Origin of the sequence: Nostoc sp. NMS9 (assembly GCF_017114995.1) — a bacterium.
Classification (GTDB): domain Bacteria; phylum Cyanobacteriota; class Cyanobacteriia; order Cyanobacteriales; family Nostocaceae; genus Nostoc.
The window spans coordinates 53,204-74,424 of record NZ_JABXKL010000091.1; the positions used below are offsets into that span (position 1 = coordinate 53,204).

18 protein-coding genes and 2 pseudogenes are annotated in these 21,221 nt (G+C 42.5%); 9 read left to right on the forward strand and 11 right to left on the reverse strand.

Going from position 1 to position 21,221, the window contains the following annotated elements; genetic code table 11:
• Window positions 1-37: 37 nt before the first annotated feature.
• Window positions 38-982, reverse strand: coding sequence for a hypothetical protein (locus HWQ40_RS29300; RefSeq protein ID WP_292785196.1), 945 nt, complete (start codon window positions 980-982; stop codon window positions 38-40).
• A 256-nt stretch (window positions 983-1,238) separates the two neighbouring features.
• Here HWQ40_RS29300 and HWQ40_RS29305 point away from each other — a divergent pair, with 256 nt between their 5' ends.
• Window positions 1,239-2,642, forward strand: a complete 1,404-nt coding sequence (locus tag HWQ40_RS29305) for a serine hydrolase (RefSeq protein ID WP_366934034.1) — start codon at window positions 1,239-1,241, stop codon at window positions 2,640-2,642.
• Between the two features lie 214 nt (window positions 2,643-2,856).
• On the opposite strand, the gene purT is transcribed toward HWQ40_RS29305, so the two are convergent.
• The 5 genes and pseudogenes from purT to HWQ40_RS29330 all read right to left on the reverse strand — a co-directional run.
• Complete coding sequence (gene purT, locus HWQ40_RS29310; protein WP_292785198.1) at window positions 2,857-4,020, reverse strand: formate-dependent phosphoribosylglycinamide formyltransferase; 1,164 nt, start codon at window positions 4,018-4,020, stop codon at window positions 2,857-2,859.
• 65 nt (window positions 4,021-4,085) lie between these two features.
• Window positions 4,086-4,568 carry a pentapeptide repeat-containing protein gene (locus HWQ40_RS29315; RefSeq protein WP_292785200.1) on the reverse strand — a complete coding sequence of 161 codons (483 nt, stop codon included), beginning with the start codon at window positions 4,566-4,568 and terminating at the stop codon, window positions 4,086-4,088.
• A gap of 100 nt (window positions 4,569-4,668) precedes the next feature.
• Complete coding sequence (locus HWQ40_RS29320; RefSeq protein WP_292785202.1) at window positions 4,669-6,438, reverse strand: ABC transporter permease subunit; 1,770 nt, start codon at window positions 6,436-6,438, stop codon at window positions 4,669-4,671.
• Between the two features lie 44 nt (window positions 6,439-6,482).
• Window positions 6,483-7,433, reverse strand: a complete 951-nt coding sequence (locus HWQ40_RS29325; RefSeq protein WP_292785203.1) for an ABC transporter ATP-binding protein — start codon at window positions 7,431-7,433, stop codon at window positions 6,483-6,485.
• Window positions 7,434-7,657: 224 nt separating this feature from the next.
• Window positions 7,658-7,915, reverse strand: a pseudogene (locus tag HWQ40_RS29330) (mechanosensitive ion channel family protein); the annotation flags it as partial.
• A 609-nt stretch (window positions 7,916-8,524) separates the two neighbouring features.
• Here HWQ40_RS29330 and HWQ40_RS29335 point away from each other — a divergent pair.
• Window positions 8,525-9,802 carry an APC family permease gene (locus tag HWQ40_RS29335; RefSeq protein WP_292785205.1) on the forward strand — a complete coding sequence of 426 codons (1,278 nt, stop codon included), beginning with the start codon at window positions 8,525-8,527 and terminating at the stop codon, window positions 9,800-9,802.
• A gap of 152 nt (window positions 9,803-9,954) precedes the next feature.
• Here the strand turns inward: HWQ40_RS29335 and HWQ40_RS29340 are convergent, their stop codons facing one another.
• Window positions 9,955-11,235 carry a HAMP domain-containing sensor histidine kinase gene (locus tag HWQ40_RS29340; RefSeq protein ID WP_292785207.1) on the reverse strand — a complete coding sequence of 427 codons (1,281 nt, stop codon included), beginning with the start codon at window positions 11,233-11,235 and terminating at the stop codon, window positions 9,955-9,957.
• A gap of 92 nt (window positions 11,236-11,327) precedes the next feature.
• Window positions 11,328-12,008, reverse strand: coding sequence for a two-component system response regulator RppA (gene rppA / locus HWQ40_RS29345; protein WP_292785209.1), 681 nt, complete (start codon window positions 12,006-12,008; stop codon window positions 11,328-11,330).
• A gap of 141 nt (window positions 12,009-12,149) precedes the next feature.
• Between rppA and HWQ40_RS29350 the strand changes: the two genes are divergently transcribed.
• Together HWQ40_RS29350 and HWQ40_RS29355 are read left to right on the forward strand one after the other, a co-directional pair.
• Complete coding sequence (locus HWQ40_RS29350) at window positions 12,150-12,536, forward strand: hypothetical protein (RefSeq protein ID WP_292785211.1); 387 nt, start codon at window positions 12,150-12,152, stop codon at window positions 12,534-12,536.
• Window positions 12,537-12,577: 41 nt separating this feature from the next.
• Window positions 12,578-12,706 (forward strand): annotated as a pseudogene (locus tag HWQ40_RS29355) (IS630 family transposase); the annotation flags it as partial.
• Between the two features lie 59 nt (window positions 12,707-12,765).
• Here HWQ40_RS29355 and HWQ40_RS29360 read toward each other — a convergent pair.
• From HWQ40_RS29360 to HWQ40_RS29370, 3 genes are all read right to left on the reverse strand, one after another.
• Window positions 12,766-13,650, reverse strand: coding sequence for an aldo/keto reductase family oxidoreductase (locus tag HWQ40_RS29360; RefSeq protein ID WP_292785213.1), 885 nt, complete (start codon window positions 13,648-13,650; stop codon window positions 12,766-12,768).
• Window positions 13,651-13,738: 88 nt separating this feature from the next.
• On the reverse strand, window positions 13,739-14,203 hold the full coding sequence (locus HWQ40_RS29365; protein ID WP_292785215.1) for an SRPBCC domain-containing protein: 465 nt from the start codon (window positions 14,201-14,203) through the stop codon (window positions 13,739-13,741).
• Window positions 14,204-14,504: 301 nt separating this feature from the next.
• Entirely contained in the window at window positions 14,505-14,930 is a 426-nt protein-coding gene (locus HWQ40_RS29370) for a universal stress protein (protein WP_292785217.1), read from the reverse strand.
• A gap of 291 nt (window positions 14,931-15,221) precedes the next feature.
• Here HWQ40_RS29370 and HWQ40_RS29375 point away from each other — a divergent pair, with 291 nt between their 5' ends.
• From HWQ40_RS29375 to HWQ40_RS29395, 5 genes are all read left to right on the forward strand, one after another.
• A complete protein-coding gene (locus HWQ40_RS29375; RefSeq protein WP_292785219.1) occupies window positions 15,222-15,764 on the forward strand; it encodes a hypothetical protein in 543 nt (180 codons plus the stop codon).
• Between the two features lie 90 nt (window positions 15,765-15,854).
• A complete protein-coding gene (locus HWQ40_RS29380) occupies window positions 15,855-18,602 on the forward strand; it encodes an HAD-IC family P-type ATPase (RefSeq protein WP_292785220.1) in 2,748 nt (915 codons plus the stop codon).
• 141 nt (window positions 18,603-18,743) lie between these two features.
• Window positions 18,744-19,832 (forward strand): 3-isopropylmalate dehydrogenase, encoded by a 1,089-nt coding sequence (gene leuB / locus HWQ40_RS29385; protein ID WP_292785222.1) that lies wholly within the window; start codon window positions 18,744-18,746, stop codon window positions 19,830-19,832.
• A gap of 90 nt (window positions 19,833-19,922) precedes the next feature.
• Entirely contained in the window at window positions 19,923-20,183 is a 261-nt protein-coding gene (locus HWQ40_RS29390; protein ID WP_104908437.1) for a hypothetical protein, read from the forward strand.
• A 137-nt stretch (window positions 20,184-20,320) separates the two neighbouring features.
• Window positions 20,321-21,148 carry an A24 family peptidase gene (locus tag HWQ40_RS29395; protein WP_292785224.1) on the forward strand — a complete coding sequence of 276 codons (828 nt, stop codon included), beginning with the start codon at window positions 20,321-20,323 and terminating at the stop codon, window positions 21,146-21,148.
• Window positions 21,149-21,221: the final 73 nt, after the last annotated feature.

Genomic DNA, 21,221 nt, shown 5'->3' on the forward strand with positions numbered 1-21,221 from the left:
TTTTTAACATGATTCATGACTAGTTGTATCCTAAAAATCATTGGCATAATTGAGAGTTTAGTGGTTGCAACTGTCTGTTCCTAAGAGATATTTCTTTCATAAATTCTTTTAAAACTTGATCTTTGTTAACTTCTCTTTCAAGAGTGTGAATATGTCTAAGTGTTGAATTGTAATTGTTACCAGTTAAACTGGTGGCTACCCCAACAATCTGAGTAACCCTAGCAGCAATAACTTCAAAATTAAGATTAGGATAGTCGTCAATAAGTTGTGAAAGTTTTCGCCCAGTGTCAGCTGCTGCCAAAAGTTTCGAGATAGATTCATTCAAACTTTCTTGTTCAGCAGCATTAACCTTTCGCCAATCATCTATCTTTTCAATAACTTGACGCTTAATTTCTTCTGCTTCTGGTTGTGAAGATATACTTAACTTTCTATATCGTTCACCGAGATCCTTTAGCTTGGAACTAATGATTACCCGTTCCCAATCCATTGGTCTTGGTGGTCTTTCCTGAATTCTTTTGGCTAAAAGTAGCATTTTTACTGTTAGACATCTTGCTGGCTGGACCGTTTGAGCAACTATCCTTTTACTTTCATAATCAATTGTTTCCAGATTGTTAAATACATCAACGGCTGTATCATATTCTGCTTTCAAAGCGTCGAGTGTTTGATCGACATCTGATGACTGGAGATTTTGCTGACTTTCTCCGGTAATAATGCTATTTACTTCTGTAGGAATTCCGAATTCAATACTGGTATCAGTTAGTAATTGATCGACAACTAAATTATCATCTATAGGTAAATTATTCAGTTGGTAAATTGTCTTCACCGATGTAATAGCATCAGCGGTCCGGTCGCGAAAAGTCTCGGCAGTTACTCGCAGCATCGCTCGTTTTTCAGGCGTACAACCGCTGATGGTGAAACTGATAGTACAGGCTACTATACAAAATTTCCATAAGCTGAATTTCTGGATATGGGAAACCCTCATAGACATACTTAGCTGTGTCCAGATAAAGTTATTACTTATTTACACCATGAAATAATTCAGTATAAAAATGATGAAAAAGCTAATTGTGTCCGAATTAAATCTTTTTTCCCAATAAGCTGGAATTTTTAGTAACCGTAGAGTATTACGGAATACTTGTATACTGATTAAATTAAATACTTGTTGTAACAGATGCTTTTGCGTGTAAACGCAGAATTTACAAAACTTTTTATAATTGTGCTTTAATGGTGGGCGGCTTTTGTTCGTTCAAGAGTCTTCCTCACACACAAAGCGATCGCTGATGCTACTCACACACAAAGAAAACATTGTAAAATTTAGCTGGCTTCTACCCAGTTTCTTAAGCTTGATCCTGTTTGGCTCCACTGTTAAAGCTAATGGTGCGATGCCTGCGGCGGGCGTAGCCATCGCAAATTGGCATTTTGATAGCAATCGTAATCATCTGGATTTCACCACAGATGAGAACGTTCAACCGAAGGTACAACTACTTACCAACCCGACTCGTCTGGTAATTGATTTGTCTGGAGTTACATTAGGATATCCACAGACTAGTCAAAGAGTGGGATTAGTAATTAAAGACATTGGTATCGAGCAGTTTAATGCAGAGACTACCCGCATGGTAGTTACTTTAGCACCAGGTTACACTTTTGATTTAGCACAGGTGCAACTGCAAGAGGAATCTCCCAATCATTGGTCTGTGCAGTTACCCAAACCAATACGATTGACTGCAACCCAGCCGCAATATTTAGAAATAACTCCGAGTATTTCTCCAAGAGTGAATGATAATAGCACTCTCTTTGCTGGTGTGGTTCCAATGCATTCACCGATGAAAGCGCTGGAACCTCAAATTAAAGCCTTGATGAGTCGCTACAGTTTTCTGAAAACAGGTATGTTTTTCTCGGATTTGGATACTGGGGATTATTTGGATATTGGGGGCGATCGCGTTTTCCCGGCTGCTAGTACAATCAAACTGCCAATACTCATCGCCTTTTTCCAGGATTTAGATGCTGGTAAAGTCACCCTTCAGGAAAACCTGACTATGCGGCGTGACTTAGTTACCAATGGTTCTGGTAGTATGCAATATGAGCGAGTTGGGAAGAAGTACACAGCTTTGGAAACCATCACTAAGATGATTACCATTAGCGATAATACCGCCACCAACATGATTATTGATCGCTTAGGTGGAGCGGCGCGACTAAATCAGCGCTTCCGTAGTTGGGGACTGAAAGACACAGTAATTCGCCATCTTTTAGCTGACTTGAGAGGAACCAACACCACAAGTTCTCAAGATATGGCGCGGGTGCTGGCTTTAGTTGTGAATAACAAGCTAGTTTCTTTACAAAGTCGGGAGCAAGCCTTAGATATTCTGCGTCACACCACAATTCATACACTGCTTCCCGCCGGTTTGGGGAAAGGTGCAGTTATCGCTAACAAAACCGGAGATATCGGCTTTCTCATCGGCGATGCAGGATTTGTAACTATGCCCAATGGTAAGCGTTACCTGGCAGCTATCTTCGTCACCCGTCCTTATAAGGACACAAGAGGGAGAGACTTTATCCGTCAAGTTTCCCGATTAGTTTACGATTATCTGAATCAGCCGAATCCAGTTGCTGCGGTTAATTCACCTAACAGTGTTACGAGATAGCAATAGGGGCGCATAGCTGTGTATGTCAAGACGTGATATTGAGTTCATTCACTTACAGCTACTCACCGCGTCACCCCACCCCGGTTTTGTCTAAAGCCAAAACCGCCCCTCCCCTTGCCAAGGGGAGGGGATTGAGGGGAGGGGTAAAGTGTATGTGGGGACAAGCGTTTGAGCTTAAGTTTACACCAATGACAGCTGTGCGTCCCAACAGTAATTAGATAATCGTGATTTTACTTGCTGCTCTAGTAGCCTTTTCCCTAGCCTCTTGGATATTCACACCCTTCGCCAAAGCTACGCCCATTCGCCGATATGGATGAGCATTAGGTTTACCAAATAATTTAATATCTACATCTTTTTCTGACAAAGCATCGGCTACACCACTAAAAGCAATAGAATCAGATTTTTCTGAAGCTAAAATTACCGCACTAGCTGATGCTCCTAGTTGTTCTATGTGAGGAATTGGCAAGTCTAAAATAGCTCGTAGATGTAGTTCAAATTCATTGAGATTTTGTGAGATTAATGTCACCATTCCCGTATCGTGCGGTCTAGGAGAAAGTTCTGAAAAAATCACTTCATCTTTGGTAATGAAAAACTCAACACCAAAAATTCCGGCTCCTCCTAAAGCATCAGTGACTTTTATGGCTATTTCTTGAGCTTTTAATATTTTATCTTCAGAAATTTCTGCGGGTTGCCACGACTCTTGATAATCTCCTCGTTCTTGGCGATGACCAATAGAAGAACAGAAAATTGTCGGTGCATTCCACTGTTTAATTGTCAATAAAGTTATCTCAATTTCAAAATTAATAAATTCTTCTACGATGACCTTTTGACTGTCTCCTCTAGAATTAGCGATCGCATAATTCCAAGCATTCTCAACCTCAGTCTTATCCTGCACTACAGATTGACCTTTCCCTGATGATGACATCACAGGTTTAACAACATTAGAAAAGCCAATTTCATCAGAAACTGCAATCAATTCTTCTAGAGTTGTTGCATAACCATATTTAGCTGTTCTGATGCCCAATTGTTGATGTGCTAGTTCCCGAATTCTATCACGGTTCATTGTATAGTTCGTAGCAGCCGCAGTCGGAATAACTATAATACCTCGCTGTTCAAATTCGATCAATTTTTCTGTTCGGATTGCTTCAATTTCTGGTATAATAATATGTGGCTGATGTTTTGTCACTACAGCTTCTAAATCATCAGCACTGAGCATAGAAATAACTTCATAAGCATCAGCAACTTGCATCGCCGGAGCATTGGCGTAGCGGTCGATGGCAATCACATAATTACCAAGACGTTGAGCAGCGATCGCAAATTCTTTACCCAGTTCTCCTGAACCCAGTAACATCAATTTTTGGGGCAACTTAATACTCATTAACTTATCCAGGTCAATATCAATTCAATCATCTTATAATTTTTTGTATTTTCATTACTAATTTCTCAAGAATTAAATATAGCTTGGCGTAGTTGTAAATCTCGACGTTGTAGATTATTTAAACCAAGACCTACGCCAAGCTGACACTTATCTACTAGAGTCTCTAACCAAATAGTCTCGTTCAGAGTTGCACCTCGTAAATCTGCATTTCTCAAATCGGCTTTCGTGAAATTTACAAATAAAAGGTCTGCATTTACTAAACTACTACCTTGTAGATTTGCTTCTGACAAATTTCCTCGGATGAAGTTGACACCATCTAAAATTAAACCAGATAAATCTGCTCCTATAAGATTCGGAAACTTTAGCTGACTGGGATATTTAAAAAATCGCATCGTACAGATGATATTTGCTTCATTTAGTCGTATTTTGGTTAAAAAATCATAACGAGCTATGCCCATTTGCCTAAGAATTTGTAGACGCTGTGGAGGATTTTCTTCTAAAAATTGGATGACTGTGTTGCGTAGGTTTTGAGTAGGGATATTTAACATGATTCTCCGATTGTTGTGATACTTATACCAATGCTACATGAAAAACAAGATCCCCGACTTCTCAAAGAAGTCAGGGATCTAACGTGTCTCAACTACTTACCTAACGTCCTGCCAACAATGCTTTCGTAGCAGATTCGCCTGCTAATCTCACCTGCCTTGTCAACTGGAAGTTCAACAACGCTAAAACAGTCAAATCAGCTAAGAGTGCCATAAAAACTGTTGTTACCCCAGCGGATTCTATAGCTGCCCAAGGAAAAGTTGTAAACATCCATACAGTAGAATATTTCCATGACGAGATACCAATAAATTCTAGAATCATCGGTGGTAAAAACATTACAGCACCTAAAGTCCCAATTGCCCAGAAAGAACGCTTAGGAGTTTTCAGCAAAAGTATCAATTGGGCGATGGTAGCGTAAATCATCATTAAGCTGATGGACAAAGCTATAGTTAAAAGTACTTTAAACCTGTCAATCTCATTAACAATTTCAGTTCGGCCATTGTTTGCGTCAACAACAGATGTAAGTAAAAGCCAAACTAACCAAGGAATAGCAGCAATTGTTAAATTAATAGCGATCGCTACAAGTGCAGGGCTTTTTTCAGACCAAATTAGATCCTGCCAAACACTCTTGTGGTTAGACACTCCCTGATGTCGATATCTTGCCCAATCTTGCACATCTTGACGGTGAGGGGAAAGAACCGCAATTAAACTTAAAATCAACACCAAGTTGTACACTGCCAGCAAAACGAAATTTCCCGCAACCTGTTCATCCCATGTGTGATTATCATTGCCATTTTGTAGAGCAAATCCCCAGATCATCAACTGGCAAAAACCTACTAGTAAATAACTTTGCTTCTTGCTGATTATTGAGGCTTGAGGATTACGAAAGCAACGTTTAAGAGCTTGCAAAATACCGTAACTGCACAATCCAAAGTTTAACAAATGGAAGCCAACAACACTAACAAAACTTGTCCCTAATGGTAAATAGGAAAACTGCAAGTTTTTCAGTGGAGAACCCTTGTATAAATGGAACAAGTTAGGAAATAGATAATTTGTTGCATCCCAAGGAGCGAAGAGCCTCAACCAAGTCGTTGAATTATACCAAGCGCCTGAATTATCAGATGATACTATCTGAAACGTTATCAACAAGAAAAGGAAAACTGTACCACTACCTAACCAAGGTTGAAAACCGCTAAACCAACGACTAATTAAGCCAAACAGTAGTGCAGCACTGTAGAAGAAAATACAGCTAGCAGCAAGAATCGCGTAATAGCTTAAAATGTAACTAAAGGCAATTTTGGCAGAATGCCCAGCCCACAAATGTAAAGGAACTGCTGCTAAGACTACGAGATAAATTAAACTCGGAACTCCTAGTAACTTGCCAGTCAATATACTTGTTTCTGACTGGGGACTAAGACGGATAAAATTCAGTGTACCACGAGTTTCTTCTTTGGCTAAATCGTTGATTAGCAAATAAGTTCCTGCAACTAATAGTGTAAATATAAAAATTACACTAAATGTGATGAATATATATTCCCAATGGTCTCGCCACCACAACTGCAAATTAATTTCATTTTGGGGACAAAAATTATTTGATAGGAAATTATTGAATTCAGCAATTATAGATTGATCTGATTGCTGATAAAGCCGGTTTTGTTGCTGTTGATATACTTGACGCAGATTACAGTATGTGGCAGTTAGCGAGTATCTATCACCAGGAAATTCGCGTAACTGATATAAAAAAGCTACTAATTGCACCAGTAGAGATGTTGCAACTGCGATCGCTACATTAAAAAGTTTAAGTCGTCCTTTGAGTTCCCGCAATAGTTGCGGATTCCAATCGCCGATTTTGTCTATTAAATTGGCCATCATCGCAAAAAATTCTCCAAAAATGGGGAGTGATATTTATTGACGTATCAAGATGCTTGTTTGTGACCTAATTTTAGGAAAATACTTTCTAAGTCTTCTTGCGTGCAGTGAAAATCAGTCAGGGGAATGCCTGCTTTGATGAGCGATCGCAACAACTCAGCACTATCTTCATCTTTGCCCGAAAAATTCACCCGCACACTGTTTTTTCCTGTTATCACCTCCCACTCTTCTACCAAAGAATGATGTTTTAGTTCACTCAAAAGTGTCTCTAAGTTCCCCAGAGTTGATAACACAATTTGCTGATGGGCAAGACGTTGGTAAAGTTGCTGTAAGGAAGTACTTTCTACCAAGAAGCCGAGTTCCATAATTCCCACAGAAGTACAGAGTTCAGCTAAATCACTGAGAACGTGCGAAGAAATGATTACGGTCATCCCAGCTTCTTGTAATGCCTTAATAATTTCGCGAAAGTGCATTCTAGCAATGGGGTCAAGACCAGAAACAGGCTCATCTAGTAGCAGTAAAATTGGTTCGTGGATAATGGTTCGCGCCAAACTTAAGCGCTGTTTCATCCCCCGAGACAGAGTAGAAATCTGACTATTGCGTTTATTACCAAGTTGGATGAGTTCTAAAACTTCATGCAGGCGTTGAGTGCGGCGTGGTTCTCGCAAACGATACAGACGCGCAAAATAATCTAAATAGTCCCAGACTGTCAAATCTTCATACAGTGGGTAGTCATCGGGTAAGTAACCTAGACGACGCTTAAGTTTGGGATTACTCTTGTCACGGAGTAGGCGATCGCCATTAATATAAATCTCACCCGTAGTTGGTTCCTCAGCAGTTGCCAACATTCGGATGAGAGTTGTTTTACCCGCGCCATTGGGGCCAATCAGTCCATATACTTCCCCCGCCTGGATTTCTAAATCAACATCATTGACAGCAACGTGCCGGTCAAATTGCTTAGTTAGTCCACGGGTGCAAATTGCTAATTCTTTTACCATCGCTGCTGGGTGCGGCTTGTGATTAACAGTTAACCTAACCTTTTTCTACAGCTTTTGTCAGGCTGGTTTCGGAAATTGAAACTGGCTTTCAGAAAATTGGCGACACAAAAAAGTAGGTAAGGCATATACCCTATCTACTTTTTAATTCGTATTTTGCTATTTAAGAAATATTTACAAATGAAAACTTGACTTTTTGCTCTAGTGTCAAGTATTTCCGACAGTGGTGGAATGACGTTATTAATCCCATTACTAGATAAACCGCTAATTGCATAACGGTATTCGGGAACTGGATATCCAGCCTCACCAAAGGTTTCCCGGATAGTTTTATTAGCGTCGAAGTAAACCTGCCAGTAATGGTCATTATTGCAATAAGGACGTACTGCTAGTACAGTCCCGGCAAAATTGAAATCCAGAATTTCTATATCTGGTGCTGGATTTTGGAGAACATTAGGAATTTGGCTGATTTTCGCTTTCAAAAGTGCGGCGGGCTACGCCTACGCACCTAAAATTTTCAGTCCAAAAAGAGTTAAAAGTTGACTAGCAACTAGGCTAATTTGTTTGAAATCCATAACTTTTTGTCTGTAAATTGTTAAACACAATAAACATACAAGAAATTAAATCAAAATGATATATAAATACTTTTTTTTTAATTTTTGCTGTAATGTCCAGCAGATAGCAAACTGTTCTCGAAGGATATCTGAACAGTTTTGATCAAATATAAATGTTTTCTTGTGGGGTTATCTACTTTTTGGCTTGTTGCTGTTTTTTTCGCTCCTCAATTCGAGCAAAGATGTCATTGATACTGGGATTTCCCAAGATTTAATCCTAGTCTGGCGTATAATTTTTGCTCCCGATCTCAAATTGCGACATTAATCGCGCCATGCCAGCAGGGCCAAGTTCTTTAGTCAAGGCTTTTATAACGCTTCCTATGCTGGTGAAGTATAGCTAGACTTTATATATAAACCCTTTCAACTTTGAGGATGTGCCTCATTTGATCGAGAACCGCTACATTCCCAATCGCCTAATCTCAGCTTGATTATGTGCGTGCTGGTCAATGACTATAAGACTATCTATTCCTAAAGAGGTTACAGGTGTCAAGCAAAAAAATCGGTTTTTGGTCTGTGTGGGCATTGGGCGTAGGCGGCATTGTCGGTGGACTTTTTCCAGCGCTGGGAGTTGTAATTCAAATAGCTGATGCAGGCGCACCACTAGCATTTGCGATCGCCGGGACAATAGCTTTGATAACTACTTATGCTTATGCAAAACTTTCGGTAGCTCATCCATGTCGAGGCGGGACAGTAACCTTCTTAAACCAGGCTTTTGGTTCAGGGTTGTTTAGTGGGACACTGAATCTTCTACTATGGTTTAGCTATGTAGTCATGCTTTCCTTTTATTTACAGGCTTTTGGTAGTTATGGAGTTAGCTTGTTCACAGAGTCTACTCAACCTATTTGGAAGCATTTACTGATTAGCTTGGCAATTTTAGGGACAACTGGATTAAATCTACTAACTGCCAATCATATTGGTAAATCTCAAATCTGGATTGTCAGCTTCAAACTGGGGATTTTGATACTATTCATTATTATGGGAAGTAGTCATATCGACATTTCCCGTCTAGAACCAGTCTCAGTATCGTCGCTACAGTCAATTTTCGCAGGAGCAATGGTAATCTTCTTGTCTTATGAAGGCTTTGAGCTAATTGCCAATGCAGCAGAGGATCTTGTCAATCCCAAGCATACTTTGCCACGAATTTATTACTCTGTAATCGGGTTCGTTATTTTGCTTTACGTTTTAATAGCACTGGTTACATTGGGAGCAGAACCAATAGAACAGATTTTGGCAGCAAAAGACTATGCTTTGGCTGAAGTTGCTAAACCAATTATGGGACAATTTGGATCTGTTTTGATTACGATTGCTGCTCTTTTCTCAACGATCTCGGCTAGTAACGCAACACTCTATGGTTCAGCTCGTTTTAGCTCTGTGATTGCTAAATCTAGGGGGTTTGACTTTGGCAGCCAAATAAATGGCATAGATCAATCTTCAATTGGCTTATTTATTACTAGTGGTATTACTCTCATAATCGCCAATTTTTTTGATATAAGTCGGATCTCAACGATGGGTAGTGCTGGGTTTCTCCTGATATTTGCTGCGGTTAATTTAGCTAATGCTCGTATGTATCGTTATACGAAAAGCAAGCAGTGGATTTCACTTCTAGGTACTGGAATATGTTTGGTGGCACTAGGAATGTTAATTTGGTTTGCTTTGCAAACAGATCCACAAACCGTCTGGGTTTTAGTGTTTATGGTAGGAGTAGCCATAGGCATCGAAGTAATCTACTACCTCTCAAAAAACCGACAGCTACATCTTTGAAGAAGCTTTGCTCAACTCTAAAATGTATTTGTAATAGTCCACGTTTGGATTAATTTAACTTGAATTCGCTAACAGTGCCTTCTCTGTTAGCGGGTCGTTAAATATAGCTCTTTGTTTTAGATTTTCATTATGAATCATTTCTTAAAGGTGATTTAGGAATGGCTCATCAGCGGTAACTTTATCTGGAACGTCGAGCCTTTACCCTCATTGCTCATCACATGAATGTGACCGCCGTGAGCCTGGATAATTTGTTGAGCGATCGCTAATCCCAACCCAAATCCGCCGCTTTCTCTGGCACGTTCTGTGTCAACTCGGTAAAAGCGATCGAAAATGTAAGGTAAATCTGCCTCTGGAATTCCAATTCCAGTATCGATGACCTGAATTACTGCCCGATCTGGGTGAGGTTCTAAGCGTAACCAGACAGTTCCACCAGACGGAGTGTAATTGCAGGCGTTGTTGAGCAAGTTTTCAACAGCTAGCCGCAGCAAATCGGGGTCAGCCCACAACTTAATGGGTTGTTCTGGTAAATGGCTGATCAACTTGATCGACGCTTTTGCAGCAACAGTATTGTAATAAATAGTTAAATTCTCTAGCAAGCTATTAAGATTAACCTTTTTGAGAGATTCCGGAGTTAATTTTCCCTGATGCCGAGCCAACAGCAGTAGGTTGTTGACCAAGGTACTCATCGACTTAGCGCTATCGATGATGTTCTCCACTGAGGGATGGATTTGGGGATGGTCTGCTGCCATTAGTAACCCAACTTGGGCATTGGTCAAAATCGCAGAAAGGGGCGATCGCAACTCATGAGAAGCATCTGATGTGAAGCGTTGCAGTTGATTATAGGCTAGCTGAACAGGCTGCATAGCTATGCCACTAAGTACCCAACCTGTGAGTCCAATTAACCCCAGTGCTACAGGCACAGCAAGGGTCAATATTAACTGAAATTCTCTGAGTTCGTTTTGAGTTTCTGTCAGCGGGATAGCAACTTGCAGATAACCGATGACCGAATTTCCTCCTTGAACAGGTAGCGTGACTTGACGAAGCCAAAGCGTCTTACCTGTAAACTGGTCAACAGACTTAATTGTGAGAAACTCAGATGCTATTTCTAACTCTTCTGAAGGTGGAGTACCAAAAAACCGATTGAGTTTGCCATTGGGGTCATACCAGCGAACATACACCAATTCAATATCAGCCGGGTGAGAACCACTACCCAATAGCGGTATATTGCTCAGATCGACTTCTTTTTGTCCTTGATACAGCCGATACTGCGAACTGGCTGCCATTAGCTCTGCTCTTTTATAAAGCAGTTGATCTAATGCTTTGAGCTTGTCTTTTACCTCAAGATGATAAATGACTCCAGCAAAGAGAATGAGAATGCACCCCATTGAAAGGGTAAACCAACGAGCTAAGTTACGACGACTGCGGTTAAACACAACTCATGCTAATTCGTAATTCGTAATTACAACACTTTTCAAGTAATTGAACTACACTACCCCTTACTCTCCGTCTCAGGCATTGTCAAATTTCAAGATGGTTTTGGAGGGTTCAGGCGATAGCCCATGCCGTAAACAGTTTCAATCCAATCGGCTGCTGCTAATATTTGCAAACGTTGGCGAAGTTTACGAACTAGAACGGTGATTGCATTGCTTTCTGGCTCACTACCCCACTCCCATACGGCTTGCTCAATTTGGTTGCGAGTCAAAACTTGCTTAGGATGACGCATGAAGTACTCTAGCAACTGAAATTCTTGGCTGGAAAGGGATACGATCGCTCCTTGTCGCTCCAAAATTAGTGTATCGAGATGAAGTTGCAAGTCTGCCAAGCAGAGGGTGTCTCCTTGCCAGAGGGGCGATCGCCTCCTCAATGCCCGCACCCGTGCCATGAACTCCACGATATCAATCGGTTTGACGAGGTAATCATCAGCTCCGGCATCTAATCCTATGACTTTATCGGGTGTGGTATCTTTTGCCGTGATCATTAATACAGGAGCTGTTTTTCCTGCCGCCCGATACTGTTGACACAAACTTACTCCACTAATCCGAGGTAACATCCAATCCAAAATCAGCAGGTCATATTCTTTTTCAGCCAAAAGCCATTGAGCGGTTTCACCATCCTTGACACCATCGACGCTGTGTCCAGCCTGAGAGAGAACCATTTGTAACGGCATTAATTGTTTTGGATCATCCTCTACCAGTAAGATTTTCATCACCTTTTATACAGTTGTGCTTGTTTAGAATAATCCATTGAAGCAATCTCAACGTCTTTCATCAGTGAGATTTCAGAGGATTGTCTACCTCATTAGGATATACATGAAGTGTGACCTAGCAAAAACAGAAGCAGGTGTAGTGTGTGGCGTATTAGTAAGCGTTGGCTGCAAGGGCTGGGATTAGAGTTTTGGTTGCCTCTACCACTGGTAGCGGTTGTGTTTTGGCTTGGCTGTAATTTCCTAGCTGCTCAAGAGTTAAACCGACCCTACTCTACGAAGAAAAAACTTCAGTCAGATACTCAACTTGAAGCACGGGTATCAGTCAATGTGTTGCTCATTAACGCTGCCGTCAACCGAACTAAAAGAATTACCCAGGTAAAAGTGGAAACAGCAGACCCCATCTTGAAGCGACTGGAATTAGAACTTCCAACAATAGAATTCAGCCAAATAGAAGCGACAATTGCCCAAGAACTAGGTCTACCCCGTGAGGATGTTAGAAAGTTAGTACGCTATGAACTTGTGGAATAACATTGACCTGATTTCAGCTAATAGTCTGCCAAGGTAACTTTGAAGGAAAATCAGAAGCATTTTTGATTGCTACAGCTTGTTCTGACCCACCGTCTGGACGTGTAAGATGGACAATGCAACTTTTGGCAGACCATTTAATAGAAGTTGGTATCGTTGATTCGATTTCTGAGTACAAATCTTTATCAACCGTAATCAGGTAAAGCCGAGAGTGTGATTTGTGCTGTCGCTTTTACTGACCGACGTTTGCGGCGATCTCGTTCAAATCGTTGACCGTTTGAGGAGGAAGCTGCAACGTTGCGGCTTTGAGGTTCTCGCGGAGGTGGTCGACGGATGACGTGCCGGGAATTAGCAAGATGTTCGGAGAGCGCTGTAGAAGCCAGGCGAGTGCAACCTGCATCGGCGTTGTGTTCAGAGACTTCGCGGCACCCTCAAGTGCCGAAGATTGTAGCGGTGTGAACCCGCCGAGGGGAAAGAACGGCGTGAACGCAATGCCCTTGGCTGCAAGTTCGTCGATAAAAACATCATCCTCGCGATGAGCCAGGTTGTAGTGGTTCTGAACACAGACGATTTCGGTGATTGACTCCGCCTGCGTGAACTGTTGGGAAGTGATGTTACTGAGGCCGATATGACGGATGAGACCCTGACGTTTGAGGTCAGCGAGTGTGGCGAGCGGTTCTTCGATAGAGCCTTCAGAGGGTCTCTCGGTGCCTCCTACGCGCAGGTTGACGACGTGGAGAGACTCCAGACCGAGGTTGTGCAGGTTATCGTCTACGGCGGCTTTCAGTTCTTCGGCTGAAAGAGCAGGATTCCAAGACTGGTCCTCTCCCCGACTAGCGCCTACCTTGGTCACAATGACCAACTCCTCTGGATAGGGGTGGAGCGCCTGTCGAATGAGTTGGTTGGTGATGTGCGGACCGTAAAAGTCGGCTGTGTCAATGTGGTTGATTCCGAACGCAACCGCCTCGCGCAAGACGGCGATCGCTCCATCGACATCGCGCGGCGGTCCCCATACATTGGGTCCAGCGAGTTGCATAGCACCATACCCGATGCGGTTCAAGGTTAGTGAAGTCCCTGGGAGTATGAAATTGCCACCGAGCTTCGTTTGATCAGTCATCTTGCTTTACCCAGTAAAGTTCCCTTAACAGACTACTAGTACAGTACAGCGGAAATTAACTATAATTGAAAAAAGTTATAAAAGCTGATCATATAAACTTTCTAACCTCCTGACTTTTATTTTCAATGCGTTCTGCCTTGGTTTTCAATGTTTGGTTCATCGCTTCAAACCCTTGACGAACGTCAATATTTAATCGACGAGCCAGCAGAGGTACTAGTAAGCCCTGGAAAGATTCTTGCTGAATGAAGCGGACGCGATCGCTTCCTAACGGTTCAATGATAAAGCTGTGTTCACCGTCAAATAATCCTGGGATCAAAAAGTGCCCTAACCAGCGCAATTTGCGATTAGGTTCTATCGTAATCACAGTAGGTCGAAAGATCATAATATCTGTACCCGGAGGCTGAAAGTGAACGGTTAGCTGTGCCCCTTCACTCAGCGAACCACTAATTTGACGAATAAACAGATTCCAATGTGGAAAACTCGCAAAATCAGTGAGTAAGTTCCACACTTGCTTATCGGATGCCTGAATTTCAATTTCAGTGTAGATTTTCATGGGTATGAGTTGATAGAAAAACCAGAATTAAAAGGGTTATTCCTGCTAAAAATAACCCAATGTATTGTCGTCCTAGTAATCGATTAACCCAAAATTTACGAGTGAAGGTAGGCAGATAAAGCAGGGGAAGCAGGGGGAGAAAATAACTTGATTTTCTTACCATAAAATAAATCCCAAAAAGTTTATTTGGTGGACTCCGAGGAAACTAGATTGTTTCTTGTAAAGCATAATGAATACTATTCGTGAAAAACTCACGTTTGAACAGCAAAATTATGGCGGTTGGTAGATAGTTGTGAAGGAACTACTGACCTTGAACAATCAGGACGGAACATGGAGCGTGATGAACGACGTGATTGCTCACACTTCCTGCTAAAAGTTCGGCAAATCCTTTAAGTCCTCTACGACCAAGCACAATCAAATCTGCTCCCCAACTCCGGCCTAAATCACAGATGTTAGTACCAGGATCTCCTGTTTGACAACTGGATTCTGCCATAATGCCTTGTGTTTTCGCTTTCTGATAGTAGAACTGGAGTAAACTTTGTGCCTGTCGTGTTTCTATTTCCAGGTCTACTAAGTTCACAGTGAGTTGACTAGAAGCTGGTAGCTCAATGCTGTGACCAATCATTAACTGAGCAGCATCTTTTTGGGCTAACTCCAGCGCTTTTGCAAACACTGTTGCAGTAGCAGGTGAATCATCGATTGCCACCAAAATCTTCTTAAAGCTCATATCTAGCTCCAATAATCAATTACTTCATTTACTTGTATTCTCTTTTAGCTTGAGGGACAAATGTGATTTAAAAGTGAAATTAAGTACCATAAACGATTTATTCACTTTTCGTTCACATTCATCAGCAATCCTGGAAAAGAAGCAGAGAAACGAAACTAACCCAACTGAGGTTTAAAACGAATACCCGAACTAATACGGTTCACGCTCACACTAGAAAACTATAGTTTTTTACTATTTGGAGATTAAGAAAGCTTCGTTTTAAACTTACTGATTTTTATAGGAGATGTTGTTATGAATCTCAGTGCAGTTAAAAATGCAATCGGCATCATTTCTACCCGTCAGGCTGCAACACAGGTGCTTGATGAACTCAGAGCGATTGACTTTCCCATGCATAAAATTTCTGTGTTCACTTTAGACTCTGAAGACGAAAAGTTGCACGAGGATGCTAATGCGGGTAAACATCCCATAACTCCGATCGAAGGTGCTAAAGCAGGCGCAATTACAGGAGGAACAGCCGGGGGCTTTCTGGCACTAACAGCCGGACTTGGCGTATTAGTTATTCCCGGTTTTGGGCCGGCATTAGCGGTTGAATCTGTGGTGAGTACACTGCTTGCGGGTGGAGCGAGTGCAATTTTTGGCAGTATTTATGGTGCATTTCAAGGTTGGTTTGCTCCCGAAAGGCAACCTAGACTCTGTGAGCCAACCACCTGCCAAGAAAAATTTTTGGTGAAGGTAGAGGGAACAACATATGAAATCTGGCAAGCAGAATCGATTCTCCGTTATTGGGGTGTGCGGGAATGGCATATTTATGAACTTAGCAAAAGATTCTCGTAATAACACCAATTTGAAAAAAGAAAAGTACAGATTCAAACAGATAAATCCAGATGAAATCTGTTAATTACGAATTAGTTTTTGGAGACTGAGATGACAGCAGATACGATCGCTACAAATACTTTTGCTGAGACAACAAAAGATTTACTCAACTATGAATGGCATACTCTGGGTGAACAAAAGGTTGTGCAAACGTTAGCCAGCCATCCGGAAGCAGGTTTGACCCATGAAGAAGCTACCAAACGACACCAGCAGATGGGTGCAAATCAACTGACTGGTAAAAGTGGAAAAAGTTCTTGGCTACGATTTTTAGAGCAATTTAATCAACCACTACTATATATTTTGCTGACGGCGGGAGTGGTGACGCTGCTGCTGCGAGATTGGATAGATGCGGGAGTAATTTTTGGTGTCACCCTAATTAATGTCATCATTGGCTACATTCAAGAATCGAAAGCAGAAGGCGCGATCGCTGCTCTATCCAAAGCTGTCACTACCGAAGCAACTTTGATTCGCGATGGTCAAAAAACCCGTCTGGCTTCGACTGAACTTGTTCTGGGTGATTTGGTATTGCTGGCATCTGGGGATAAAGTACCTGCGGATCTGCGGCTATTAAGTGTGCGTGGATTGCAAGTTGACGAGTCTGCCTTAACAGGCGAATCCGTTCCGGTTGAGAAAGCAACGGCATCGCTGGCTGTCGAAACACCGTTAGCCGAACGAAGCAATATGGTGTATGCAGGAAGTTTCGTCAGCTTTGGACAGGCAGAAGGGATTGTAGTAGCGATCGCAGATGCCACTGAAACCGGTCGCATCTCACAGTTAATTGAAAGCAGCACAAATCTGAAAACACCGTTGACGCGAAATATTGACAAGTTTAGTAAAACCTTGTTGTATGTCATTTTATGTTTAGCTGCCCTGACATTTGCAGTCGGATTAGGACAGGGTGAATCTTGGATTGATGTTTTCAAAGCGAGTGTAGCTCTGGTAGTCAGCGCGATTCCCGAAGGATTGCCTGCAATTGTTACCGTCACTTTAGCGATCGGAGTTTCCCGAATGGCACGACGTAAGGCAATTATTCGCAAGCTACCCGCTGTGGAAACCTTGGGAAGTACCACTGTTATCTGCTCTGACAAAACGGGGACGTTAACTGAAAATCAGATGACGGTTCAAAAGATTTATGCAGGTGGGCAATACTACACCGTTAGCGGTATTGGTTATGCCCCAGACGGTGAAATCCTGATGAATCAACAGCCTGTTGATTTCAATGCAGATGGACATATTGCTCTTTGGGAATCCCTGGAAGCAGGATTGCTCTGCAATGATTCTCACATCGAATGGGGAGATGGACAGTGGAACTTAGTAGGAACCCCAACCGAGGGAGCATTGATTACGGCTGCCAATAAAGCGGGATTGACGCAAGCGAATCTAGAGCAATTACCTAGAATAGACACCATTCCCTTTGAGTCCCAATTTCAGTACATGGCGACTTTGCATGAATTGGATGCAAAGCGATCGCTCAATGTCATTTATCTCAAAGGTTCTGTAGAGGCAATTCTCCAACGATGCGATCGCCTGCTCGATGCTCAAGGACAACTCGCTCGTCTCAATCCTGCCGCAGTGGAAGAGGAAGTTGCTGCCATGGCAAACCAAGGGTTACGAGTGCTAGCTTTTGCCAGCAAAGAAGTTGCCACTAAGCGATCCTTGGATCGTAATGATATCGATCAAGGACTGGTGTTTCTGGGACTTCAAGGCATAATCGATCCGCCTCGTGAGGAAGCGATCGCCGCAGTAAAAGCCTGTCAATCTGCTGGGATTCAGGTAAAAATGATTACAGGCGACCATGCACTAACAGCAGCTGCGATCGCCCGTCAAATGGGAATTTGCTCGAATGAAGCACAAGTTTTCACTGGACGGCAATTAGCTCAGATGGATGAAAAAGAATTTGCCCAAGCGGCTGAACAAGGTATGGTATTTGCGCGAGTTGCCCCAGAACAAAAATTGCATCTGGTAAAAGCATTGCAGTCTCAGGGTGAAATTGTTGCCATGACTGGAGATGGTGTCAATGATGCTCCCGCTCTCAAACAGGCGGATATTGGTGTAGCGATGGGCATAGCCGGGGCAGAGGTTGCCAAAGAATCGGCGGATATGCTTCTAACTGACGATAACTTCGCTTCAATAGAAGCTGCTGTGGAGGAAGGACGTGGTGTTTACCGCAACTTGCGAAAAGCGATCGCCTTCTTGCTGCCGATCAACGTGGGAGAATCCATGACGATTTTGATTGCCATTCTCCTAGCAACTGTGCTTCCCATCTTACCAATCCAAATTCTCTGGCTCAATATGGTCAGTTCAATAGCATTGATTGCTCCCCTTGCCTTTGAGCCAAAATCTGGACAGGTGATGCAACAATCACCGCGCAACCCTAGAGAAAGACTTTTGTCGGGTGGGTTACTCCAACGCATCATCGCGATTTCCGTCTTCAATTGGCTGGTAATTTTTGGGATGTTTCAATGGATACTTCAAACTACAGGCAATGAACCATTGGCGCGAACGATGGCAATTAATGGGCTGGTGGCAGCAGAAGTCTTTTACCTGTTAAGCATTAGCCAGTTTTTACCATCTCTAATCGTGAGAATCCAAGGTAAACGCACACCCGTAGCCTATGCACCTGCGATCGGAATTGTGGTTGTGGTGATTTTACAATGTCTGTTCAGTCAGTGGAGCATGATGAATCAAGTGTTTGACACCACACCTTTAACATTTATCCAAGCTTTCATTTGCATGGGTGTAGGTTTGCCAGTGGTGTTTATAGCCCTCATCTTGCAGCGTTTCGATCCGCTCAACTAGGGATATAAAAGTCCGATAGTGGTTTTATCCAATGCCAAATGATTACGTTGGAGCCGCACCCAAATAAATTAAAAACTCCATCAGTACATTTTGCTAGGTATGATATTTAATCTGTAAGCATTTACCTAGTAATAATCAGCTATGACCCAGAACTACCGCATTACTCTACTCCCCGGCGATGGCATTGGCCCTGAAATTATGGCAGTGGCGGTAGATGTGCTGAAAGTCGTAGGGAAGCAATTTGATCTGAAGTTTGAATACCAAGAAGCCCTCATCGGTGGTGCAGCAATTGACGCTACAGGTGAACCTCTACCATCTGCCACTCTAGATACCTGCCGTAACAGTGATGCTGTATTACTCGCTGCGATTGGTGGTTATAAGTGGGATTCTCTGCCATCTAATTTACGCCCAGAAGCAGGTTTGTTAGGACTACGTGCTGGTTTGGGATTATTTGCCAATTTGCGCCCAGCGAAAATTTTGCCCCAGCTAATCGACGCTTCGACCTTGAAACGCGAAATTGTAGAAGGCGTAGATATTATGGTGGTGCGTGAACTCACTGGTGGGATTTACTTCGGTAAACCTAAAGGTATTTTTGCTACAGAAACTGGCGAAAAACGCGGTGTAAATACAATGGTTTACACCGAATCGGAAATTGAGCGTATCGGGCGAGTGGCGTTTGAAGCAGCAAAAAAACGCGGTGGAAAACTTTGTTCCGTGGATAAGGCTAATGTATTAGAAGTATCTCAGTTGTGGCGCGATCGGATCACCCAACTTTCTAAAGAGTATCCAGATATCGAACTCTCTCATTTATATGTAGATAATGCTGCTATGCAGTTAGTACGCACTCCCAAGCAGTTCGACACCATAGTTACAGGCAACTTGTTCGGTGATATTCTCTCTGATGCGGCTGCCATGCTCACGGGTAGTATTGGGATGTTACCTTCTGCTAGTTTGGGTGCTTCTGGGCCTGGTGTATTTGAACCCGTTCATGGTTCCGCCCCAGATATCGCCGGACTTGATAAGGCAAATCCTCTAGCACAGGTTTTGAGTGTGGCGATGATGTTACGTTACGGTTTAGACCAACCAAAAGCGGCAGACCGCATCGAACAAGCTGTATTGCAAGTTTTAGAACAAGGCGATCGCACAGGGGATATAATTTCTCCAGGTAAAAATCTCCTGGGTTGCCGCGCTATGGGAGACTCACTTATCAAAGCTATCGAACAAAAATAATTTTATAGAGCAACTTGGGCAATATGGCAACCTTTGCCATAAGTTTCGGGTAGACTAAAGGGAAATCTAGCAATCAAATAACAGTCGATAGTGTACGCATTACGACAAGGTCAAGTAAATTTTACCGCCCCAAAGAACCAATCGCCTTTGATTGATCCTGCTGTAATCAGAGCTGCTGGGCAGATCTACTATACTCACTGTGAAGTCCATCCCGAAATAGCTGGGCAACCTTCTGGTGTAGCAATTAATCGTGTGACTCATCGAGGTAAGGTTATTTTTACTAACCAACCAGTTCTTTTACCTCAAGAGTGTTTTGTGCCCTTAAGTCAAATTGAATCGCACATGTATTAGTCATTGGTCATTGGTCATTGGTCGTTGGTCATTAGTCATTGGTCATTGGTCATTGGTCGTTGGTCATTAGTTATTGACAAAGGACAAATGACATAGCACAAATGACACAGGACAAATGACAAAGGACAAATGACTATATGGACATTTTGTTCGCCATCCCGGCGAGTGTAATGGTCTTTGCTTTAGGTGCATCTATTGGTAGTTTTCTCAATGTTATTGTTTATCGCCTACCTGCTGGGTTGTCAATTCTTTGGCCGCCTTCTCGTTGTCCTAAATGCTTAAACCAGCTAAAAGCTTACGACAACGTACCAGTATTTGGCTGGATTTCCTTAAGAGGGCGGTGTCGATATTGCAAAAGCAAAATTTCTGTCCGTTATCCTGTGGTAGAAGGGGTAACGGGCATAATTTTTTTACTAATTTTTTTGGTCTTTCAAGTTTCGACTTTAACAATAGGCTATTGGGCTTTTTGCAGTTGGTTATTGGCGCTATCACTCATCGACTTAGATACAATGACCCTACCCAATCCACTTACTCAGTCGGGTTTAGTGGTGGGGATTTTGTTTCAAATGGTAGTTGGTTTTCTACCAGAGGGTAGTTTTGTGGCATTGGTAAATCACCTGATAATGGCGATAGTTGGTGCAGTATTAGGCTTATGGCTGTTTGATGCGATCGCCCTATTGAGTTCAATTGCCTTTGGTAAAACTGCAATGGGTGCAGGTGACGCCAAGTTAGCAGCCATGATGGGAGCCTGGTTAGGCTGGAAATATTTGCTCTTGGCTAGTTTTATTGCCTGTGCACTGGGAGCATTAATTGGTATCGGTGTTTTGATTATGCAGCGATCGCGACAAAAATTAGGACAAAAGATACCTTTTGGCCCTTTTCTGGCTTTAGGATCTGTGATTACCCTGTTTAGCGGCGAAGCCATTTTGTCTAGCTACCTGCGGTTATTTTTTCCAGCCTCTTGAATTGGAGTAGCGAGCAGGCAAGATAAGGGGACAAGGAGGACAAGTCTCTCCCTTGTCTCTTCTCCATTCCCAA

Coding starts and splice junctions, on each gene's coding strand:
- HWQ40_RS29315 (WP_292785200.1), bottom strand. CDS start 4,568: ATGTTAAATATCCCTACTCAAAACCTACGCAACACAGTCATCCAATTT.
- HWQ40_RS29395 (WP_292785224.1), top strand. CDS start 20,321: ATGGACATTTTGTTCGCCATCCCGGCGAGTGTAATGGTCTTTGCTTTA.
- HWQ40_RS29320 (WP_292785202.1), bottom strand. CDS start 6,438: ATGATGGCCAATTTAATAGACAAAATCGGCGATTGGAATCCGCAACTA.
- purT (WP_292785198.1), bottom strand. CDS start 4,020: ATGAGTATTAAGTTGCCCCAAAAATTGATGTTACTGGGTTCAGGAGAA.
- HWQ40_RS29365 (WP_292785215.1), bottom strand. CDS start 14,203: ATGAAAATCTACACTGAAATTGAAATTCAGGCATCCGATAAGCAAGTG.
- HWQ40_RS29375 (WP_292785219.1), top strand. CDS start 15,222: ATGAATCTCAGTGCAGTTAAAAATGCAATCGGCATCATTTCTACCCGT.
- HWQ40_RS29360 (WP_292785213.1), bottom strand. CDS start 13,650: ATGACTGATCAAACGAAGCTCGGTGGCAATTTCATACTCCCAGGGACT.
- HWQ40_RS29370 (WP_292785217.1), bottom strand. CDS start 14,930: ATGAGCTTTAAGAAGATTTTGGTGGCAATCGATGATTCACCTGCTACT.
- HWQ40_RS29325 (WP_292785203.1), bottom strand. CDS start 7,433: ATGGTAAAAGAATTAGCAATTTGCACCCGTGGACTAACTAAGCAATTT.
- HWQ40_RS29380 (WP_292785220.1), top strand. CDS start 15,855: ATGACAGCAGATACGATCGCTACAAATACTTTTGCTGAGACAACAAAA.
- leuB (WP_292785222.1), top strand. CDS start 18,744: ATGACCCAGAACTACCGCATTACTCTACTCCCCGGCGATGGCATTGGC.
- HWQ40_RS29300 (WP_292785196.1), bottom strand. CDS start 982: ATGAGGGTTTCCCATATCCAGAAATTCAGCTTATGGAAATTTTGTATA.
- rppA (WP_292785209.1), bottom strand. CDS start 12,008: ATGAAAATCTTACTGGTAGAGGATGATCCAAAACAATTAATGCCGTTA.